The 21434-nt window shown below is 39.3% G+C and carries 18 protein-coding genes and 1 other annotated feature; of the genes, 1 reads left to right on the forward strand and 17 read right to left on the reverse strand.

The window, feature by feature from the left end:
- Position 1: 1 nt before the first annotated feature.
- The 11 genes from minC to CWS20_RS06250 form a co-directional block, all read right to left on the reverse strand.
- Positions 2 to 679, reverse strand: a complete 678-nt coding sequence (minC, locus tag CWS20_RS06195) for a septum site-determining protein MinC (RefSeq protein ID WP_066191683.1) — start codon at positions 677 to 679, stop codon at positions 2 to 4.
- 392 nt (positions 680 to 1071) lie between these two features.
- Positions 1072 to 1590 (reverse strand): rod shape-determining protein MreD, encoded by a 519-nt coding sequence (mreD, locus tag CWS20_RS06200; protein WP_066191680.1) that lies wholly within the window; start codon positions 1588 to 1590, stop codon positions 1072 to 1074.
- Positions 1587 to 2483 (reverse strand): rod shape-determining protein MreC, encoded by an 897-nt coding sequence (mreC, locus tag CWS20_RS06205; protein WP_066191677.1) that lies wholly within the window; start codon positions 2481 to 2483, stop codon positions 1587 to 1589. Before mreC ends, mreD begins: the two co-directional genes overlap by 4 nt.
- A gap of 229 nt (positions 2484 to 2712) precedes the next feature.
- Positions 2713 to 3735, reverse strand: a complete 1023-nt coding sequence (locus CWS20_RS06210; RefSeq protein WP_066191673.1) for a rod shape-determining protein — start codon at positions 3733 to 3735, stop codon at positions 2713 to 2715.
- Positions 3736 to 3895: 160 nt separating this feature from the next.
- The gene (radC, locus tag CWS20_RS06215) at positions 3896 to 4585 is read right to left on the reverse strand and encodes a RadC family protein (RefSeq protein WP_066191670.1); all 690 of its coding nucleotides are present in this window, start codon (positions 4583 to 4585) and stop codon (positions 3896 to 3898) included.
- A 54-nt stretch (positions 4586 to 4639) separates the two neighbouring features.
- Complete coding sequence (locus CWS20_RS06220; protein ID WP_066191667.1) at positions 4640 to 5206, reverse strand: Maf family protein; 567 nt, start codon at positions 5204 to 5206, stop codon at positions 4640 to 4642.
- 223 nt (positions 5207 to 5429) lie between these two features.
- Positions 5430 to 6527 (reverse strand): hypothetical protein, encoded by a 1098-nt coding sequence (locus tag CWS20_RS06225; protein WP_066191664.1) that lies wholly within the window; start codon positions 6525 to 6527, stop codon positions 5430 to 5432.
- Positions 6528 to 7193: 666 nt separating this feature from the next.
- On the reverse strand, positions 7194 to 7943 hold the full coding sequence (locus tag CWS20_RS06235) for a prepilin peptidase (RefSeq protein ID WP_066191661.1): 750 nt from the start codon (positions 7941 to 7943) through the stop codon (positions 7194 to 7196).
- Positions 7944 to 8435: 492 nt separating this feature from the next.
- Entirely contained in the window at positions 8436 to 8819 is a 384-nt protein-coding gene (locus tag CWS20_RS06240; protein WP_066191660.1) for a type II secretion system F family protein, read from the reverse strand.
- A 441-nt stretch (positions 8820 to 9260) separates the two neighbouring features.
- Positions 9261 to 10562 (reverse strand): bifunctional folylpolyglutamate synthase/dihydrofolate synthase, encoded by a 1302-nt coding sequence (locus CWS20_RS06245; RefSeq protein WP_066192069.1) that lies wholly within the window; start codon positions 10560 to 10562, stop codon positions 9261 to 9263.
- An 80-nt stretch (positions 10563 to 10642) separates the two neighbouring features.
- A complete protein-coding gene (locus tag CWS20_RS06250) occupies positions 10643 to 13288 on the reverse strand; it encodes a valine--tRNA ligase (RefSeq protein WP_066191655.1) in 2646 nt (881 codons plus the stop codon).
- A gap of 145 nt (positions 13289 to 13433) precedes the next feature.
- Positions 13434 to 13675: a binding site (T-box leader), on the reverse strand.
- Between the two features lie 216 nt (positions 13676 to 13891).
- Between CWS20_RS06250 and CWS20_RS06255 the strand changes: the two genes are divergently transcribed.
- Complete coding sequence (locus CWS20_RS06255) at positions 13892 to 14083, forward strand: YszA family small membrane protein (protein WP_241198789.1); 192 nt, start codon at positions 13892 to 13894, stop codon at positions 14081 to 14083.
- Positions 14084 to 14094: 11 nt separating this feature from the next.
- Here the strand turns inward: CWS20_RS06255 and ysxE are convergent, their stop codons facing one another.
- The 6 genes from ysxE to hemC form a co-directional block, all read right to left on the reverse strand.
- Positions 14095 to 15159, reverse strand: a complete 1065-nt coding sequence (gene ysxE, locus CWS20_RS06260; protein WP_066191648.1) for a spore coat protein YsxE — start codon at positions 15157 to 15159, stop codon at positions 14095 to 14097.
- A 114-nt stretch (positions 15160 to 15273) separates the two neighbouring features.
- Entirely contained in the window at positions 15274 to 16785 is a 1512-nt protein-coding gene (locus CWS20_RS06265) for a LysM peptidoglycan-binding domain-containing protein (RefSeq protein WP_066191645.1), read from the reverse strand.
- 563 nt (positions 16786 to 17348) lie between these two features.
- Positions 17349 to 18635, reverse strand: a complete 1287-nt coding sequence (gene hemL, locus CWS20_RS06270) for a glutamate-1-semialdehyde 2,1-aminomutase (RefSeq protein ID WP_066191643.1) — start codon at positions 18633 to 18635, stop codon at positions 17349 to 17351.
- Positions 18636 to 18653: 18 nt separating this feature from the next.
- Positions 18654 to 19634: a porphobilinogen synthase gene (gene hemB / locus CWS20_RS06275; protein ID WP_066191641.1), complete on the reverse strand. Its 981-nt coding sequence runs from the start codon at positions 19632 to 19634 to the stop codon at positions 18654 to 18656.
- A gap of 11 nt (positions 19635 to 19645) precedes the next feature.
- Positions 19646 to 20410: a uroporphyrinogen-III synthase gene (locus tag CWS20_RS06280; RefSeq protein ID WP_241504147.1), complete on the reverse strand. Its 765-nt coding sequence runs from the start codon at positions 20408 to 20410 to the stop codon at positions 19646 to 19648.
- Positions 20407 to 21342, reverse strand: coding sequence for a hydroxymethylbilane synthase (gene hemC, locus CWS20_RS06285; protein WP_066191639.1), 936 nt, complete (start codon positions 21340 to 21342; stop codon positions 20407 to 20409). Before hemC ends, CWS20_RS06280 begins: the two co-directional genes overlap by 4 nt.
- Between the last annotated feature and the right edge of the window lie 92 nt (positions 21343 to 21434).

Below are 21434 nucleotides of genomic sequence, written 5' to 3' on the forward strand. Positions count from 1 at the left end.
ACTAGAATCCCCCTTGCAATTTAGATATATTTGGCCTTAAATGCATTAAAACTTGTAATCTATCAATAGTAATCTGGTTTTCATCATCAATATACGCACATTCCATTTCCCGCTTGCCTTCTTCCATGTTTTCATCAGGTGCCCTTGTGATGCTATCACTGATACGGAGCTGAGTCGGTTTCATAACGGATGCGGAAATGACAGCATTCTTATCTCCATTATAACCTGCATGGGCAATTCCCTTTAAAGCACCTAAAATAAATATATTGCCGCCAGCTTTAACTGTACCTCCAGGATTTACGTCACCGATTAGCAGTAAGTCTCCTGGAACTTCAAGCACTTGACCGGATCGAATAATCTTAGCTACGGAAATGATTTCATCGTCCTGTTTCAGCTTTTCAGCTTCTACTTTTGTCAGCACATTCGAACGTATGGATTCCACCACTAAATTTTTCTTTTGTCTAATAAGCTCTTTTAATTCTTCCTCCTGAGCCTTTGACAAATAGCGGTTTCCTGTATGTACGAGCACCGAGATGAGCCGATCTTCATTAGAACGACTGCTTTCGGTTAATTTATGATTTAACTCTTTCTTTAAATCTTCATAGGAACATGAATCATCAAGATGAAGAGTAAGTCCATCCTTTGTTCCTTTAATGGTTACATTTTGTTTTTTATTCATATCAAGATGTTCACCTCAAAAAAAGCTCCAGCGCCTAGTAAGCGAATCACTCCATTCATTTCATGGCCGGACCATCCGCTCTGGCAGCAGTCTGAATCATATATTTTCAACAATATTAATGAATTCGACAGAAGCCTAGTAAAATCCTTTTTCTCACCGATTGAATGTTGTTAATGATTTTTAGCCACCAACAACTGTTCATGACTAGGCTAAAAGATTTGATATTTTTAACAAGCTAATGATTAGAAAGACTTGGCGTTTGCCAAGTCTTAACGGCGAATGCCTTCGTTGATGCGATATTTTACTAGAATCGAAATAATAAGGAACCTTCTCTTCCATACAGTCCCGCTTAATTATTAGCAGAAAGAAACCGGATGGCTCCGGCTTCTTCTTTATTCTGATAAACTTTCAATGAATTTCTCAAAATGCCGCTTCAAAGGATATACCCCTGCGATAATAACAATGAGATTTAAAATGAGTGTTGGTATTAATCTGATTAAAGTAAAATCAGCTAAAGGCATTGCGGTGCGATTTATAATAATATTCATACCATATGCGCCAAACTCTAAAACACCTATACCGAAAAGAACGACAAGGCTTGTTACGATAATATTATTCTGCAATATTCTCATGAGCTGTGAAGTAATATAAGCGATTAGCGGGAATAGGCATAAATAAATGCCAATGATTTCAGTATATACAATGTCAAACAATAATCCAAAAATAAAAGCATAGAGTAAGCCATACTTTTTTGAACCATAAATAGTTAAAAAGAGAATGGCAATCATTAAGAAGTGAGGAATGAGAAAGCGTTCATTTCCGAAATACTCTTTAGGCGGAACCATTTGTACAAAGGTGCTCTCTATCACAAATAATAGGATGAATAAAAGAGGAAGAATGAACTTTCTCAATTGTCTTCCTCCTCCTCACCTTTTTGTAATTCCTTTTGAATTTCTGGATTCATACTGCTTATTTTTGTAACCATAACATGCTGAATATCATATAAATCAGCACCTGGCTCAATATATGCGGTTTGTGTCAAGCCATATTCTGCTGGTGTAACTTCTACAACCTTTCCAATTGGAAGCCCTTTTGGAAAAACACCGCCATAGCCTGAAGTAGTAACCATTTGGTCCTTTTCAACCTTCGCATCATATGGAATCTTTGTTAACATTAAAAGCTTACGTTTTTCATCATAGCCTTCTATCAAGCCGAATATTTCTGTATCTTTGTCCGCGTCCTGAACCACTGCAGAAATACGATTCGTTGGATCCATAGAACTTAGCAGCTGGACAGTTGAAGTAAATGTTTGCGCACTCTTTACCTTCCCAATCAATCCATTGGATGTGATGACTGCCATATTCGGTTCTATTCCATCTCTCGAACCTTTATTAATCGTCAGCATTTCATGCCATCTATCCGGGTTTCGGCCTACAACTGTTGCTTGTACAGGTTCGTACTGACTTAAACTCTCTTCTTTATCTAAAATTTCACGAAGCTCTGCGTTATCTTTTTGCAGCAATTGCACTTCTGCTTCAAGAAATGCAAGATCGTCCAATCTAGATTTCAGTTCTTTATTCTCCGTGTATGTATTTTGCAAGTCTTGAACATTTTCAAAGAAACCAGCGATATACTGTGTTGGTCCAGCAACAATATTTTGTACCCATCCTGTCATATCTTTTAAAAATTGTTCAGGCCATGTCACATTTTCTCGTTCTCGCAATGAGAAGCCAATTAATGATACAAGAATAATGATACTAACAAGCAAAATAATCAGGCGTTTATTCAAAAAGAACTGTGGCATACTAAACACCTCGATCTATTTAAATTCTATCGAAACTAATTAGAAAAACTTGGCGTTCGCCAAGTCCTTCCGGCGAATGTCTTAGTTTTACTTATGCGCTATTATTACTTTAATATTAAGCAACTTTCGCATGAGTACATTAGCTACGTTAAACATTCTTATTTAGCCTAGAGGAAGGCATCAAAAAGAAAATCTCGATGCCTCTTTTTCATTTACTCACATAGCAAAATTAACGAGAATCCTTCACTTTGTTTTTAAATAAGTTAATATGATCCAAAGCTTTCCCTGTACCAATTGCAACACAATCCAATGGATTTTCGGCAATAAGTACCGGCATTTTCGTTTCTTCACTAATTACCTTGTCCAAATTGCGAAGCAAAGCACCGCCACCTGTAAGTACAATTCCACGGTCCATAATGTCTGCAGCTAATTCCGGAGGAGTTTTTTCCAAAGTAACCTTCACAGCGTCAACAATGGCATAAACAGTATCGTGCAAAGCTTTTGAAATTTCTTCTGCAGTGATTTCAATTGTTTTTGGAAGACCAGTTAATAAGTCCCGTCCTCTAATTTCGATATTCTCCACATCTTCCGGTTTTCCAGCCGAGCCTACTTCAACTTTAATCATCTCAGCTGTCCGATCACCAATCATTAAATTATATGTTTTGCGAATATAATTAATAATCGCATCGTCCATTTCGTCGCCTGCAATCCGAATTGATTGGCTTGTGACAATACCGCCTAAAGAGATGATGGCAACTTCTGTCGTTCCGCCGCCAATGTCCACAACCATGCTTCCGGTTGGTTCCCAAACTGGTAAGTTTGCACCGATTGCCGCTGCAAATGGCTCTTCAATTGTATAGGCATCGCGCGCACCAGCCTGACGAGTTGCATCAACAACTGCACGTTCTTCGACCGCTGTGATACCTGAAGGCACACATACCATTACATAAGGCTTGCCGGCGAAAATCCCTTTATTTTTATTTGCTTGTTTAATATAATATTTCATCATTACTGCTGTTGTTTCATAATCTGCAATGACGCCGTCTTTCATCGGGCGTAGAGCTACGATATTTCCTGGCGTACGGCCGATCATATTCTTCGCATCATTTCCGACAGCAACAATACTTTTTGTATCTGTCTGCAAAGCTACTACAGACGGCTCTCTAACAACGATTCCTTTTCCTTTAACATATACAAGTGTATTTGCAGTTCCTAAATCTATTCCAAGGTCTTTTGTACCAATTCCAAACATCACTGTATCTCCCTTTCTGATACCTATACAATTTTAAAAATAAGGTGAAATAGTTATAATATAAATCCTAAGATTAGGTAATAATGTAGAATTTTTTTCTAATCTTTCCCTAAAAAATCATAAACAATATTATATCGTATCGTCAAATAAAAACCTAGTGTTATATATAACCTTTTTCCTTTAAACTAACAAATTTCTTTTCTCCAATAATAATATGATCAAGAATTTCAATACCTATTATTTTACCACATTCTGCAAGACGCTTTGTCACATCAATATCTTCTCGGCTTGGAGCTGGGTCGCCAGAGGGGTGGTTATGGAGACAAATGATTGAAGCAGCAGATTGTCTAAAAGCTTCCTTATAGACTTCACGTGGATGTACGATTGAGGCATTTAAACTGCCAATAAAGATTGTTTGCTTACTTAAAATTTGGTTTTTCGTATTTAAATACAAGCATACAAAATGCTCCTGTGATAAAAAGCGCATATCATTCATTACATAGTTTGCGGCATCTTCAGGTGAGCGAATTGCATAACGCTCTTCGAAAACTAAATTGGATATGCGCCGTCCAATTTCAACAGCCGCAAGAACTTGAACCGCCTTAGCCGCGCCAATTCCATTTACTTCAGTAATTTCAGTCAAACTCGCATCCTTTAATAACCTTAAACCATCGAATTTGTTTAATAGCCGATTAGACAGCTGTAAAACAGATTCATTTTTCGTACCCGTCCTTAACAGCAAAGCAATTAATTCATGATTGGATAAGCTTGCCGGTCCATTCTGGATCAGCCGTTCACGCGGGCGCTCATCCTGGGGAAAATCCTTCAACATCAACTTGGATACTTCCATTTGATTGCCTCCCTTACTCATACGTTAAGGGAGCTCCAATAGAAGTGTCATTTATTAAAGCCGAAACCCTGCAATTTGCAACTCTCGAATGGTCCTAGATAAAGGAAGTCCAACCACAGCAAAATAATCTCCGTGAATCTCCTTTACAAGCGTTGAGCCAATCCCTTGTATTCCATAGGCACCTGCTTTATCAAATGGTTCTCCGGTGTGAATATATTTGTGTATCTCTTCATCGGATAGCTCCCAAAACAGCACATCTGTTTTTACAAAAAATTTTTTTTCAGCATGGGGTGAAATGATCGAAACGCCTGTATATACTGAATGCATTTTTCCAGATAAGCTTTTTAGCATGTTAAAAGCTTCATCGCTATCCTTTGGCTTTCCTAATACAGCTACTTCATCTACAACGACTGTATCGGACCCGATTACAAAAGAATCGCTACTTTCCGCAAAAACTGCTTTGGCTTTTCTTGATGCCAATTCCATTACAATTTCTTCAGGACTTAAATTTGGATTATAGCTTTCATCTACATCACTGCTTTTAATCTCGAAAGTTAAATGAAGATTATCAAGAAGTTCTTTTCGCCGTGGAGAAGAAGAGGCTAATATGAGGTTTGTCATATCCATTCACCTTACCTTGTCTGATCATATCAAAATGGGAGATACAACCTTATCGTACCAAACTTCCTTCAGCCAAACAATTTTTAACAGACAAGTTTCAGAAAAATTTTCGACAAAACTGTCAGTGGATTAGAAAAAAATAAAAGCCTGCCGACTTAATAAAGTCTACAGACTAAAACTTCGTCATATTTCCCGGAAAATTTCATTTTTCAATAGTACTTGATTATGACTGTGCTAAGTCTTGATAAGCAAATAAAAATGTCAGCAAATGCTGCTGTAGCTGAACAAGCGCCTTATCGTCAGAAGAACTATGAAATGCATTCGCTTGTTGAATTGCCTTTGTGATGGCATCCTTTGCTGAGATTACACCTTTATTTTTAATCTTTCCTTCATCTATTTCCGATAACCTTGCTTCATAAGCCTCTAGTTGTTCGACCGCTTCTCCTGATATTTCTCCTGACAGAATTCCGGCAGTTACACTTGATGTCAATTGGTTAAAAAGCTGCGGCGAAATCTCTAACACCTTTTTTTCTTCTGCCGATAAGTTTTCCAATGGTCCGCCAGCTGCGATATATTCTTTAGCAAATACTTCAGCGCCTTTGCCTTCTAATTGCTTGCCAACTTGTTTTGCATCCTCAATACTATCAGCAAGACCTATAAATAGAACTTGTTGATCATTTACAGGTTTTATTAAAGCAGGTATTCCTTTAGAACTGTACGCTTCTTTCTTACCCGCAGCACTTTCTGAAGAATTGAAAACCCCTCCTTGAACAACAAAAGTTTTAATATCTGGAAGTTCCATACTTTCAGCACCTCCAGCTACACTCGTTTCTTTTGCTTCGCCCGGTGTGGTTGCAGCAGTTTGTCCGGCAAGCTCCCCTTTCTCTGCATTTACTAAATTCAGCATCATCAGCCCAAACCCTGTACCGATCACAATAGCGAATAGGATTGTAAAAAACATAGATGGATTAAACTGATACTTATTTTTCCTAATTGAAGATTTCTTGCTGCTAAATATAGACTGATTCTTGCTCTTTTCCTCTGGCGTTTTCTGAACCGCTTCTGATTCTTCCCACTTACCTGCAAATGCGTCCTCGTCTGGTAATATCCAATCGAAATGATCACTGGATTCTGATTCTTTTGTAGCGGCAGCCAATTCATCAGCTATTTCATTTTTCTCGATTTTGTGATGATTCTCGCCGACTCCGATTGCTTTTTCGCTTTTTTCAGCATTACTCGCACTGTCATTATTTTCAATTGACTGACTGTTTCCATTCAGCTTTATCGTGATTGTTTTCCGTCTATCATCCTTGTCCATCATGGATTCCCTCCTTGTCCTGCTCCTAATTGCTCTCATCCTATCATAAGGATAAAAAAAAATAACAAGACTTTTGTCGTCTCGTTATTGAATGCTTTCGTCAAATTCCTTCATTTTTAAATTAATTGTCAAAGCAGGGAGGTTAATCTTGTTGGGAATAGATTTCAGGCAGCTGTTGAACTTGATTTCTTTTCATTGATGTTGTGTCATAATGCTAGTTTATCGCTTTTTATCCATCTTAAGCGATGTTATGAAAAAGAGATAAAGTGAACATGAGGAATAACACGAAAACGATAAAGAAAGCAATGTATGTTTATCATTTGTTCTGTTTCACGACTCTCCAATCTCCTTCAGAAGAAAAGGGTCCTTCTTCATTTTGTATTTGATAGCTAGCCTTATAGTGCGGTACTTCCTTTTTAAAATCGACATCTCTACTTTCACTGACACACAAGGACTCAATATGTTCAGTTCTTCTATACAGCTTTCCCATATCAGTTGCATTCAGGCTCATCTCATTATTGTTCCTGCACGAATGATGCCATAGAGGCGCAGTCTCTCACCTGACCACACACATCAAGGGGAATATTCCATTCATTTCACAATAGCGAATACTATAATCCCGAGAAAAAAGGCAATGCTGACATTATCATATTTTCTTTCATCTATTTCTTAAAACAGTCTAAAGTAATATTGTAAAATAACATCACCACAGTAATAAGCTGTTAATGTTCCTACAGCGATAAACGGACCGAATGGTATCGGATTGCCCCGCTTGACTTTCCGCAGCAGCAGGGCAGCGATACCAAAGGCAGCACCGTAAAGGGTAGCCAGAAAAAAAGACAACAGCACAGTTTTTGTACCGACCACAAACCCTATCACAGCAAACAGCTTGATGTCTCCGCCACCCATGCCGCCATTGCTGACCACAGCTATCGATAAGAGCAATACAAATCCAACAGCAGCACCCACCAATGAATTCCACCAAGGCATTAGAGGAAAGAATAGTCTTTCTATAATAAAAATGGCCGAGTAAGCAAGAAGGATTTTATTTGGTATCAGCATATAAGTTACATCAGAAACAAAAATAATCATAAACAATGATATGAGCGTCCACGCAATGATTACTTCCCAATTCCAGCCAAGTATGAGAGGCGCCATGACAAAAAGCACAGCCGTCAATAACTCGACTATTGGATAGAGCGGGGAAATTGGCTTCTTGCAGCGCTTGCATTTCCCGCCTTGAAAAAGAAAAGACAGCACAGGTATCAACTCTAATGCACGAAGCTGATGGCCGCATTGCGGGCAGGCAGAGCGCGGCGCAACAATGGACTGCTTGAGAGGGACACGCAGTCCAACAACGTTAAAGAATGAGCCTAAAATGAGGCCGGTGATGAAAATACTAAAAAGATATATATTCATTATGGCGTGTTATCTATGATATCCCGTTTTAATTCAAATTCTTCCACTACAGCTCCTCCTCTTGTTTGAACCCCTCTCGTTTCGTTAATTAATCTTACTTTATAGCGCAATTTATTTTCACAAATGGGTTAGTGATACCAAAATTCCCAAGATAACTACTACTCACAGTTATTCTATTAAAGTCAAACCTCTTTCATTCTTTCATGCCTGTCTTATTCTCTTCACCATATCAATCTAATTTTCCATCTATTTTCAAGTAAATAAACCTAGGTAAATTATACTATATTCTCATTAAAATAATTGATTATTCCCCTCATTCTGGCATTTTTTATTTATGCTTTGTTGACGAGCATTATTTCACTTCCTTTTACAGAACATTTGTTTCTATTATACTTGATTGTTCACTTTGGAAGATGAAAAGTTGTGTTTAGTCGGACAATTAAGATAACTGAAGCTATCTCTTGTTCGAAGCCGATTCAGCCGCCCACCTACTCATTGGGCTATTCGCCCTTCACATTCCTTGAGGTGGAGGTTTTCTCGCCTATTTTTGCTAAAATCAAGAATAAAAACAGTGTCTCCAGGTAAATTTGCTCCAAAAGCAGCAAACATCCCTACAAAAGCTGGCACAACATTTGTTAATAAAAATAATACAACCTCAATGGCTATGGCTACTACTGCTGCAACGATAGGATAGGCAAGCGCTAATAGAATGTCCTGCTTCATATAATGCTGCTTATCTTGGCGAGCTTTTAACCGCTTCAAAGTCTCATCCTTCATTCCGCTCGCTTCACCAGCTTTAATCATATTAATAAAAAATACCAGGATGCTTTGATACTGCCACTGATAGCGGGCGAACTTATCAAGCTCTTCTTTCATATATGCCAGTGCTCATGTAGACCCTAAAAATGTGCAGCTACACAAAGATAGGTTGCATTTATCTTGCGTGCAGATTTAAAAAAAATATAAATGCTGACATGAGCAGAGTAGCAGATGAGAAAGCACTCGTGTTAATCTGACAAGTTAAAAACAAACCAGAGCGGCTGTTTGAGCTTGAGTTTTGGTTTATTGATGAATCAATCGCGATCATTGTTCAAGAGAACAAACTGTATGTCAAATTAGATAAAGAAGATGCAATTTCTTTTAAGTGATAATTAATTAAATTTTTCATCTTATTATCGGCAAAAAAAAGAGATGACCATTGGCCATCTTCGAGGTTGTAGACAAATGAATTCCTAATTAAAAACGTATGGGATTTTCAAAGGCATTCTGCGGGCGGACACCTCCGCAAATCCACCTGAAAGATCGTTATTTTTTCCTCTAGCTATTCCTCTTCATCCACTTCTTCACTTCTGAAATAAAATAAAGAGAACCTGTTACAACTAATATATCTTTCTTAGCAGTTGTGTCTTTTTTCGCTTGAACTGCTTCCTTCCAATCAGTGTATGCCGCTTTATCGTCATGCTTGCTTATTTTCACTAATTCACTCGAATCTGCTGCTCTTGGAAAATCAAAGTTAACAAAAGTAATACTTTTTGCCACTTTATCAAGTTGCTTAATCATTTCATCTAACTTTTTATCAGCAAGTGCTGCAAATATAATATGAATATCCCGATCTGAGTATCTTTTCTCGAGCTCATTGCACAGAGCAGAGATTCCTTCTTCATTATGGGCACCATCAAGAATCATAATAGGATTATGTTGTACGGTCTCAAAACGCCCTGGCCAATATGCTTTTTTTAAACCAGCTTTCATACTCTCCTCAGAAATTACAAACGAGAAATATTGATTTAAAAATTCTACAGCCATCACAGCTAATGCCGCATTTTCGACTTGATGAGCACCTGGCATAGAAATCTCTAAATAATCTCTCTCACTGAAGATATCTTTATAAGAAAATGCCTCCCCAGTCTCTGTTGATAAAATATGTTCAAATGTGAATTGTTTTCCTAATTGATAGACCTTTGATTGTTTTTCCTTGGCAGCTGATAAAATGACCTCTCTAGCTTCCTCTTGTTTTACGCCTGTCAATACTGGTGTCCCTTGTTTGATTATACCGGCTTTCTCGAAAGCAATGTCTTTATAGTTGTCTCCTAATATTTGCATATGATCAAGACCGATATTTGTAATAATGGAGAGCAGCGGGTGAATGACGTTTGTAGAATCTAGCCTTCCGCCTAAGCCCACCTCAAATAAAGCAATATCCACCGGCTCAATATGGGCAAAATAATGAATCGCCATCGCTGTAATCACTTCAAATTCTGTCGGTGCGCCAAGTTCAGTACCTTCAAGTTCAACTGCTAGCGGGTAAATATCATTAGCTAGCTTTAAGATCTCTTCATCCTTAATTGGAACGCCACCCACGCTAATGCGCTCATTAAACTGTTCAATATAAGGAGAGGTAAAGCTACCAACCATGATCCCTTCTGTTTCAAGGATGGAACGGACATAAGTGAGTGTAGAGCCTTTCCCGTTCGTACCACCTATATGTATGGCTTTTATACGTCTCTCTGGGTGATTCAGCTTTTCCATCATCCATTCCATTCTTTTTAATCCAGGCTTCACACCTAAACGAAGTCTAGAATGAATCCAGTCTATTGCTTCTTCATATGTAGTAAACATCATAAAACGCCACCTTTTCAAAATAGACATAAGATGGAGACGACTCCCAGCACCGGGACTCGCCTCCATTCCATTTTACTTTATTCGCCTTTTAATTCGTTCATTCTCGCTTCAACTGCAGCGCGTTTTTCCGCATAATCCTTTTCTTTCGCACGTTCTTCTTCAATTACCTTCTCAGGTGCTTTCTTTATAAAGCCATCATTTCTTAATTTCTTTTGCACACGCTCTACTTCTTTATTTAATTTATCCCATTCCTTTTGCAGGCGGGCAATTTCTTCTTCGATATTGATGAGGCCTTCAAGCGGAAGGATGATTTCAGCTCCTGTTACAACCGCTGTCACCGCTTTATCCGGCGCCGTTAATTCTGTATTGATTGTCAGCTCTTCAGGATTACAGAAGCGATCAATATAACCTTCATTCTTAGTTAATACTGCAGCCGTTTCAGCATCTTTCGCTTTAATCATCATGTTGATTTTCTTACTCATCGGCGTACTTACTTCAGCCCGAATATTACGAACTGAGCGGATGATTTCAACTAATAGCTTCATCTCTTCCGCAGCGGCTTTATCTGTCAGTTCTTCGCGTACAGTTGGCCAAGCGGCAACCGTGATGGATTCTCCTTCATGAGGAAGGTTTTGCCAAATTTCTTCTGTAATAAATGGCATGAATGGGTGAAGCAGTCTCATCGTGTTATCAAGGACATGTGCAAGCACTGATCTTGTTGTTTTCTTCGCTGCTTCATCTTCGCCATAAAGCGGAAGCTTCGCCATTTCTATATACCAATCACAGAAGTCATCCCAGATGAAATTGTAAAGGACGCGGCCAACTTCACCGAATTCATAACGATCAGAAAGTCGAGTAACTGTTTCAATCGTTTCGTTTAAGCGAGTTAAAATCCATTTATCTGCTACTGACTTTTCACCTGTTAAATCAATTTCTTCAACTTTTAGGCCATTCATATTCATAAGAGCGAAGCGGGAAGCATTCCATATTTTATTAGCAAAATTCCAAGTGGATTCTACTTTTTCAATGCTAAAGCGCAAATCCTGCCCTGGAGAGCTTCCTGTTGATAAGAAATAGCGCAGTGAATCCGCTCCGTATTTCTCAATTACATCCATTGGATCTACACCGTTGCCAAGGGATTTACTCATTTTTCGTCCTTCTGCATCACGAACCAAACCGTGAATCAATACATCTTTAAATGGTCGGCCGCCTGTGAATTCGATGCCTTGGAAAATCATGCGGGAAACCCAGAAGAAGATAATATCATAACCTGTTACAAGTGCAGCTGTTGGATAATAGCGCTGATAATCAGCACTTGATTCGTCCGGCCAGCCTAATGTTGAGAACGGCCAAAGTGCGGAGCTGAACCACGTATCAAGAACGTCCTCATCTTGCTTCCAGTTTTCAATATCGCTAGGTGGCTCTGTGGCAACATATACTTCTCCAGTCTCCTTATGATACCATGCAGGGATGCGATGTCCCCACCAAAGCTGACGGGAAATACACCAATCGCGAATATTTTCCATCCAGCGAAGATACGTTTTCTCGAAACGGTCCGGGACAAAGTTTACTTTTCCGTCTTCTTTTTGAAGGTCAACAGATGCATCAGCTAACGGCTGCATTTTTACAAACCACTGTGTAGAAAGATACGGTTCTACAACAGCACCGCTTCGCTCAGAATGACCTACAGAGTGCATATGCTCTTCTATTTTGAAAAGGATTCCTTCCTCTTGAAGGTCTTTTACAAGCTGTTTACGGCATTCAAAGCGATCCATGCCTTCATATTTACCGGCTTTTTTATTCATTGAGCCATCCTCATTCATCACTAAAATGCGCTCAAGATTGTGGCGGTTTCCAATTTCAAAATCGTTCGGGTCATGTGCCGGTGTGATTTTTACTGCACCAGAACCAAATTCCATATCTACATAATCGTCTGCAACAATCGGAATTTCTCTGCCTGTAATCGGCAATTTTACCATTTTCCCAATTAAATGTTTATAGCGTTCATCTTCCGGATGTACTGCAACAGCCGTATCGCCAAGCATCGTTTCTGGACGTGTTGTTGCAATCTCAATATCTCCACTACCGTCTGCTAACGGATAGCGCATATGATAGAATGCGCCTTGAACATCTTTGTGGATTACTTCAATATCTGAAAGAGCTGTTTTTGTTGAAGGATCCCAGTTGATAATATATTCACCGCGATAGATCACCCCTTTTTTATAAAGGGTAACAAATACTTCCTGGACTGCATCAGACAAGCCCTCATCCAATGTGAAGCGCTCTCTATTATAATCCAGGCCTAGACCAAGCTTTGACCACTGCTCTCTAATATGGCCTTTATATTCATTCGTCCATTTCCAAGTCTCTTCTACAAATGCCTCACGGCCAAGATCATAACGGCTCTTTCCTTCTTCGCGCAGCTTTTGCTCTACTTTCGCTTGTGTTGCAATCCCTGCATGGTCCATACCAGGCAGCCATAAAACATCGTATCCTTGCATGCGCTTCATGCGAGTTAAAATATCTTGCAATGTTGTATCCCACGCATGGCCAAGATGCAGTCTCCCAGTTACATTTGGAGGAGGAATAACAATCGTGTATGGATCTTTTTTCGGGTCATCTCCCGCTTCAAAGTATTTTCCTTTAAGCCACCAATCGTAGCGTCCCTGCTCAATAGACTTCGGGTCATATTTAGTCGGCATTGTCATATTTGTTTCTTCCATCGTCTATTCATTCCTTTCTTCTCTTTGTTCAGCTCTACCGCCTAGCCCTCAAAAAACGCAGTATTTGCATTCTTCAATTTTAGCTTTTGAGGCGAGGAAGGCGGATCCGCTTTTCCTAATAAAAATAAAAAACTCCATTCGTCTTTAAAAGGACGAATGGAGTTTGCTTCGCGGTACCACCTTTTTTTCAATCAACAAAAAGCTACAGCTGATTGACTCTTAAAATAGATAACGGATTTCCCGGCTTTCACTACTAAGGCAAATTCCCGTTCGCAAAAGCAGCTCTAGGGCGACCTTCCAATGGTTTAGCCTGAAAAACCTCACAGCAAATGGTTTCTCTCTCTTAAGGCAACTTGCCATCGTACTCTTCCCTGTCAAAGCTTTTATGATTGTATGAATATAAAGTTATACTACCTAAAATAGACCATTATAGTCAATAAGGATTGCCAATTTTTTTTATTATATACGAAAAAAACGAGAATGTTCTTTGTTTTTACTATAAATGTATTTCACATTGAAAGATTTGAGCGGAAAATAGGCAAATTATGGGCGGTTGACTCATAGAATAAATTTAATGATGGCTTTATGGAGAGGAGAATAGTATTGAAGAGGAGGTTTAACCCGCATCATTTACCACCATGGCTTAAGACTATACGAGGACTCGGAGCCCAGTTCATTATCCCATTTTGCGTATTTCAGGGGATACGTACATTTTTACTGCCGAGTGCATTTGATCTTTTCTTACTCGTGATATTATTAATCATTGCTCTTGCTTATCGGCTGGAATTAATATAGGAGCTCAGGGTTTATCCACCTTGGGCTCCTTCTTGTTCTGCTTTTGCTGCTGCTTCTGCTTGCGCTTGCTTTTTCTGCCGCTCGATTTCATCAATTCTCATCGCGACATATTCCGTGTTTTTTAACAGCCAAAATTGGCGCTGAATATGCTGTACATGCTTTCGCTCGCTTTTTTTCCCCTTTGAATTATGATATTTCTCCGCAGCACGAATGACTGGTCCAGGATTTGCAAAATAGCTTTGAAACAAAAGCATTTCATCGTCACGAAACGGAAAATGCTTCAAATAAGTATAAAGCCAGTCAACTGCATCATCCGCTCTCTTTGGAAAAGTTTTCAATGATCGTGCGAGAAACGGAAGCAAATCATGCATTGGAGAGCTCTGTCTTGACTCCTCAAAATTCATGAAATAACCGAGTCCGCGTTCATCATACAAAAAGTGTTCAGGTGAAACTTTTCCATGTATGATAACTGTTCTTGCTTTTTCATCATCCTTTGTTTTCTCATACCACTCCTTTAATTTATTTTTAGAATATTTTAATGCTTGTGAGATGTCATTATAGTATTGAGTAAATAATAATTCGTATGGAGACATATAATCTCTGCTCTCACACTCTTCTATAAATCCATTCAAAAATTCATTTTGTTTATCCCATTCATTTATCGTATTATCGTAATGCTCTTCTCTATCTTCCTTGTTAATTGGAATATCCTTTACAGATAAAACATGCAGTCTTGCGAGCTCCCTGAACATTTGCTGATGGCGTTCAAATCTGTTTTCCTTCTCTTCATTTGCCATCCATGGCATTAAATAATAGAGCTCAGTGCTTTGAAGAACCGCATATCGCCCGTCGACCGTAGGATAGATAGGAACGATGCGATTGTATCCTTTTTGATAGAGCGTTTGAATATTTTTAATAAAATCTGCCCCATGGTGAGGACTTATTTTCTTTAATGCAAAGACGCCTTTATTGGCATAAACCTTTTGCACTCTGCCAAAGTCTTCGATAAAATTTGGTTCTACAGCATAATGGCGTAAAATATGTCCGTATTTCATTAAACGATTCTCTTTCTCCATTAGAACCACTCTCTTTCAAAATGGCCAATTATGAGTGGCTTGAAAAATTACCGCCACAAAAATATAAAGAGCTGAGCAGACCAAAGCTGATCTGCTCAGATGAAAGATACGTTGCTAATAACTCGTTACCGTTGCCGGGATATATAATGCCTGACCTTCATAAACATCCTGGTTAATTTCAAGATTATTCACTCGAAGCAATGTTTGCGGTGAGATGTCGTATCTTTCTGCAATGATATCAATTGTGTCATCCTGCTGTACGATACAAACTTTCAATTTAGTGACTTCCACTTCTTCCTCTTTTCTCGCAAAGAATTCAGTCAGACTCATCCCTTTTTTACTCTTTTTCTTTTTCACCTGCTTTTCTTCCTCATGTGAAGAAGATTCCACTAATACAGCTTCTTCTTCGTGTACGGATTTTACCTCTTCTACAAACGATTCTTCTTCTACAGGCTTAACCTCAAAAATTTCCTTTGCTTCAAGCTTTTTTTCTTCATATCGCTGGCTCATAAATGAAACTTCAGGCATCTGTGCTGGCGACTCTTCAAACTCTTCATCTGGCAGAGATCTGCTTAAAACCGGTTCCTCTTTTACTATTTCCGGCTCTTCCTTTCCCTCTGCACTCAATGGCTTGAAATTCTTCGGTTCTTCTTTTGAATGAGATTGATTTAAAACCGGTTCCTCTTTTATCTTCTCAGACTGTTTCCTCGCCTCAACTACAAATGGCTCTAGACTCTTTGGTTCTTCCTCTTGGAAATTTGATTGATTTAAAACTGGTTCCTCTTTTACTTTCTCAGGCTGTTTCCTCTCCTCTACAATAAACGGCTCTAGACTCTTTGGTTCTTCCTCTTGGAAATGAGATTGATTTAAAATTGGTTCCTCTTTTATTTTCTCAGGCTGCTTCCTCGCCTCTACAATAAACGGCTCTAGACTCTTTGGTTCTTCCTCTTGGAAATGAGATTGATTTAAAATTGGTTCCTCTTTTATTTTCTCAGGCTGTTTCCTCGCCTCCGCAGCAAATGGTTCAAACTCTTCTGAGCCATCCTCTTCTGGAGCTAAGCTGAAACTAATTTCAGTTTTTTCTTCTTCTGTTTCTTGAAGTTCATCATTTGGCTCTTCCACACCATTAAACCTGGGGGCTGATTCGAATTCCAGAACATTATTTTCTTCCTCCTGAACCGCTACATGCTGTTGATCACCATATAAACCTGTAATAGTCAAATTTGCATTTAGCTTCATGCAGCTGCGCTCAGGGAATACATAATCAAATGATTCAACCTCTACATCGATGTCATTGATGCTTTCAATTCTATTATTTGGTATGGTTATATCGACAGGAAAATAATGTGTAAACTCACAAACGCCTTCATCTCTTTCCTCAACTGTTTGAATAAATCTTAATGTTGAAACAGACCCATTATCACTTTCATTAACAGATGACGCATCGCGATGATATTCGCCTGTTAATTCAAGAGCTCCTTGAATGGTTACATATTGCTCACTTTCCTGGATCGTTATATTTGGGTCAAGCGAAATCGAAATTAATTGAGATACTTCCTGTCCTTTTTGAAACCAAACAGACTCTTCTAATGAAAATCGCAAGCACGATGGATTTCCTTGAGACAAAGCGACTCCTCCTCTCATATCTTTCACGTGTATAAATCACTATGTCATTTACACTTTATGAATAAGTTAAATTAATTATGATTAATTTGGAATAATATTGGGTTGATCAGCTTTGGATCGCAGTATATACGATCGGATTGCCATTTAAAGTGAAGTGGACTGCTTTCTTTTACGTGTTCGTCACTTTATTGGCTGTTTAATGTGACGAGTCTCAAAAGAAAAAGAGAATTTATCATTTTATTTGGGTTAGTGCAGTGCAAAAGGTTTAACTGTATTTTTTTCACATCTGAAAAATCATTTCCCCCGCTTTTGTACTGGCAATTTTCCAGAAAATTTGTGCCAGCTGTTGGAGTTATTACTCTTAAATTCACCAACACAATGAGAACATTTGCCTACACCCTATTCAGCAACTATAGTTCGTCCCATAATATTGCCGATAACCCACTTTCTCTTTGTTGTTTTGCTATTTTAATATGCAGCTCTGCCAATTTGATAACACCTTTCCTTGATTCAGTTTCTTTTGCATAAAAAAACACCCATCAAATGATAGGTGTTCCTCTCAATTATTTTAGCTTTGAAAATGCCGCTTCTGCTGCTATGATTGTTTTTTCTATGTCCTCATCAGTAAGGGCCGTTGATAGGAATAACCCTTCAAATTGAGATGGCGGCAGGAATACGCCGTTATTCGCCATTTCACGATAATATGAAGCAAAAAATTCCAGATTGGATGTTCTTGCTTTTTCATAATTGATGACGTCTTCGTTTGTGAAGAAAATGCCAATCATAGAGCCTGCACGATTAATCGTATGAGGGATGCCATATTTTTCTGCAGCCGTTCTTAATCCAAGTTCAAGCTTATCTGCTTTTTTGCCGAATTCTTCATAGCTTTCAGGAGTCAGCTGGCTAAGTGTTGCAAGGCCGGCTGCCATTGCAAGCGGATTGCCTGATAGTGTACCGGCCTGATAAATCGGACCACTTGGAGCAATCTGTTCCATTATTTCTTTTTTACCGCCGTAAGCACCTACCGGCAGTCCGCCGCCGATGACTTTTCCAAGGCAAGTAATATCAGGTGTTACGCCGAAATAGCCTTGTGCGCAATTGTAGCCAACGCGGAACCCTGTCATCACTTCATCAAAGATTAATAACGAACCGTATTCTGCCGTAATCTCTCTTAATCCTTCCAAGAAGCCTTCTTGTGGTGGGACAACCCCCATATTGCCTGCAACAGGTTCAACAATGACACCTGCAATATCATCGCCGAATTGTTCAAACGCATATTTTACACTATCTAAGTCATTGTAAGGAACTGTAATTGTATTCTTAGCAGTTCCTTCTGGTACACCTGGGCTATCTGGCAGACCTAATGTAGCCACTCCAGAGCCCGCTTTAATTAATAATGAGTCACCATGGCCATGATAACAACCTTCAAATTTAAGAATTTTATTGCGCCCAGTATAGCCGCGAGCAAGGCGCAGTGCACTCATGGTAGCTTCAGTACCAGATGAAACCATCCGAACAATTTCAATCGAAGGTACACGTTCAATGACAAGCTGAGCCAGCTCATTTTCAATTAAAGTTGGTGCGCCAAAGCTTGTCCCGCTCTCAGCTACCTTTTTTACCGCTGCGACAACCTGCTCATTGGCATGGCCTAAAATGAGCGGCCCCCATGAAAGCACATAGTCAATATATTCATTACCATCAATATCATAGATTTTAGATCCTTTTCCTTTTTCCATAAAAATTGGATCCATATCAACAGATTTAAAAGCACGAACAGGTGAATTTACTCCACCCGGCATGAACTTGACAGCCTCTTTGAAGGCTGCAGCTGATTTCTCATAAGAACGCATACTATCCCTCTTTTCGTTTTATTTTTGCTCTTGCAGCCATCTTGCCGCATCTTTCGCATGGTAAGTAATAATCAAGTCGCAGCCAGCACGCTTCATGCCTGTCAGCATTTCAAGTACAATTCTTTCCTCATCAATCCAGCCGTTTTGCGCTGCAGCTTTTACCATCGAATATTCACCACTTACATTGTAGATGACAAGTGGAAGATTAATATTATTTTTCACATCGCGAACGATATCTAGATAAGGCAATCCCGGTTTTACAATTAAAAAGTCTGCGCCCTCCATTAAATCAGACTCTGCTTCTCTTAGAGCTTCTAGACGATTAGCCGGATCCATTTGGTAAGCTTTACGATCACCGAACTGCGGTGTGCTGTCAGCTGCGTCCCGGAATGGACCGTAAAATGCTGAGGCATATTTAACAGCATAGGACATGACAGGTACATGAGAAAAACCAGCTTCATCAAGCCCCGCACGAATGGCTACAGTGAAACCATCCATCATATTGGATGGGGCAATGATATCTGCTCCAGCTTTCGCTTGACTAACGGCTGTTTGCACTAGCAGCTCAAGCGAGGCATCATTTAGCACTTCACCATTTTCGATTAATCCGCAATGACCGTGATCTGTATATTCGCACAGACAAGTATCCGCCACCACGATGATTTCAGGATATTTTTCTTTAATAAATCTTGTAGCCTCCTGAACAATGCCGTGATCGTGATACGCTTGAGTACCGCAATCATCTTTTTCCAGCGGTATGCCAAATAGTAATACAGATTTAATACCTAAAGAAACAACCTCATCCATCTCTTCTGCCAAATGATCTAATGACAGATTAAACACCCCGGGCATCGATTTAATTTCTTTTTTAATATCCTTGCCTTCAGCGACAAAAATAGGATAAATAAAATCATTTACATGCAAATCTGTTTCCCGAACTAAACTTCTCATATTTTCTGTTTGACGAAGACGTCTATGACGATTAAATTGTAAATCCATTAAAACCCCTCCTAGTGATTGATATATGTAATAATACTTTTTAATAAATCATGAACAGTATACGAATCAGGCATTGCGTGAACCGTTAGTCCTTGTTCAACCGCCCTCTCCTTTGATACTGGACCGATGCAGCCAATTATGCAATGCTTTATCTGCTTTTCGAGATGACCGTCCCTGACTACATGCATAAAATGATTAATGGTGGATGGGCTAGTAAAAAGCAGAATATCGATTTCTTTCCGCGCTATTTTTTCATGAAGCAGTTTCTTGCTTTCTTGTGGAAAAAAAGTTTCATAAATAACTAGCTCTTCAACATCGGCTCCATGCTCAGCTAATCCCTGCTTAATATATTCTCTTGCCAAATTCCCTTTTGGCAGCAAAATATTGGTGCCTTCAGCCACTTGTTCAGCAAATTCTTCTACAAAGCTTTCAGCCACAAACACTTTCGGAATAAAGTCTGCATGATAGCCGTATTTTCTTAACGTCTTTTCTGTTTTCTTGCCTATCACTGCAATTCGCGGGAGATTCGCAGAAGCATCTTTTGCTGAAAAGAAAATATCGACTGTTACGCTGCTTGTGAAAATGAGCCAGTCAAATTTTTCTAAGTCAATACTGTCTATATGTTTTGCTATGCTTGTTGGCCTAAAAGCAATAAGAGGGATTTCCACTGGCAATCCCCCATATTCCTTTATTAAAGCAGAGACAGGCTTAGATTGATCCTTCCCACGCGGCACTAAAACGGACATTCCTTTAAGCGTCCTCACTGCCGAGTTCACTGACCATCAAGCTCCTCTTTTACACGGTCAATCAATTCCTTTGCCCCCATTTGTGAAAGCCTGTCTGCCACTGCATAGCCAATTTCTTCAGGAGAAGTCCCGCTGACCATCTCTTTATAAATTGTTTGACCATCAGGTGAGCCTACAAGACCAGTTAGAACAATCTCTTCATTGTCAGATACTGTTGCAAAGCCAGCGATTGGCACTTGGCAGCCGCCTTCCATCTTATTTAAAAAGGCGCGTTCAGCAAGAACGGTTTGACTTGTTTTCTCACATGTGAATTTCTCTAGTATTCCAAGAAGCTCTTCATCTTCTGCGCGGCATTCGATTGATAATGCCCCTTGCCCCACCGCTGGCAAGCAAATATCTGGATCAATAAATTCGGTCACAATATCCTTCGCCCACCCCATTCTTGAGAGTCCGGCTGCAGCAAGAATAATTGCGTCGTAGTCTTCTGTTTCCAGCTTTGCTAAACGTGTATCAATATTTCCTCTTATCCACTTAATTTCTAAATCAGGTCTTCTCGCTAAAATTTGAGAGCCCCTTCTCAAACTGCTTGTACCTACAACAGAACCAGGCTTCAAGTCAGCCAGCTTTACATGATTTTTTGAAACCAGCGCATCGCGGTGATCTTCTCTTTCAGGTATACAGCCTATTGTTAATCCTTCCGGTAAAACAGCAGGCATATCCTTCATGCTATGTACAGCCATATCAATTTCTTTATCTAGCATTGCCTGCTCAATCTCTTTTACAAATAGGCCTTTTCCTCCAACCTTGGAAAGCGTGACATCAAGAATTTTATCTCCTTTTGTTACAATTTCCTTTACTTCAAAATCAACGGTAGGATCGATGCTTTTTAATTGCTCAATCACCCAATTTGTTTGTGTTAATGCTAGTTTACTTCTTCTAGAACCAACAATGATTTTTCTCATGACAGCCTCCATTAAAAAAATATATTGAAACCCCACATTTCGAAGTTTTGAGTATCTCCAGTAGCTATTAATCATGAAATAGCCGTTTACTG

Origin of the sequence: Cytobacillus horneckiae (genome assembly GCF_002835735.1) — a bacterium.
Lineage (GTDB): Bacteria > Bacillota > Bacilli > Bacillales > Cytobacillaceae > Cytobacillus > Cytobacillus horneckiae.

What these genes read in the sequence shown, in the direction of transcription:
- hemL (WP_066191643.1), bottom strand. Translation starts at nt 18,635, where the DNA reads ATGCGTTCTTATGAGAAATCAGCTGCAGCCTTCAAAGAGGCTGTCAAG.
- CWS20_RS06225 (WP_066191664.1), bottom strand. Translation starts at nt 6,527, where the DNA reads ATGATGGACAAGGATGATAGACGGAAAACAATCACGATAAAGCTGAAT.
- hemC (WP_066191639.1), bottom strand. Translation starts at nt 21,342, where the DNA reads ATGAGAAAAATCATTGTTGGTTCTAGAAGAAGTAAACTAGCATTAACA.
- CWS20_RS06210 (WP_066191673.1), bottom strand. Translation starts at nt 3,735, where the DNA reads ATGTTTGGAATTGGTACAAAAGACCTTGGAATAGATTTAGGAACTGCA.
- CWS20_RS06245 (WP_066192069.1), bottom strand. Translation starts at nt 10,562, where the DNA reads ATGTTTACTACATATGAAGAAGCAATAGACTGGATTCATTCTAGACTT.
- minC (WP_066191683.1), bottom strand. Translation starts at nt 679, where the DNA reads ATGAATAAAAAACAAAATGTAACCATTAAAGGAACAAAGGATGGACTT.
- hemB (WP_066191641.1), bottom strand. Translation starts at nt 19,634, where the DNA reads ATGGATTTACAATTTAATCGTCATAGACGTCTTCGTCAAACAGAAAAT.
- ysxE (WP_066191648.1), bottom strand. Translation starts at nt 15,159, where the DNA reads ATGGAGAAAGAGAATCGTTTAATGAAATACGGACATATTTTACGCCAT.
- mreC (WP_066191677.1), bottom strand. Translation starts at nt 2,483, where the DNA reads ATGCCACAGTTCTTTTTGAATAAACGCCTGATTATTTTGCTTGTTAGT.
- radC (WP_066191670.1), bottom strand. Translation starts at nt 4,585, where the DNA reads ATGGAAGTATCCAAGTTGATGTTGAAGGATTTTCCCCAGGATGAGCGC.
- CWS20_RS06250 (WP_066191655.1), bottom strand. Translation starts at nt 13,288, where the DNA reads ATGGAAGAAACAAATATGACAATGCCGACTAAATATGACCCGAAGTCT.
- CWS20_RS06240 (WP_066191660.1), bottom strand. Translation starts at nt 8,819, where the DNA reads ATGAAAGAAGAGCTTGATAAGTTCGCCCGCTATCAGTGGCAGTATCAA.
- CWS20_RS06220 (WP_066191667.1), bottom strand. Translation starts at nt 5,206, where the DNA reads ATGACAAACCTCATATTAGCCTCTTCTTCTCCACGGCGAAAAGAACTT.
- CWS20_RS06235 (WP_066191661.1), bottom strand. Translation starts at nt 7,943, where the DNA reads ATGAATATATATCTTTTTAGTATTTTCATCACCGGCCTCATTTTAGGC.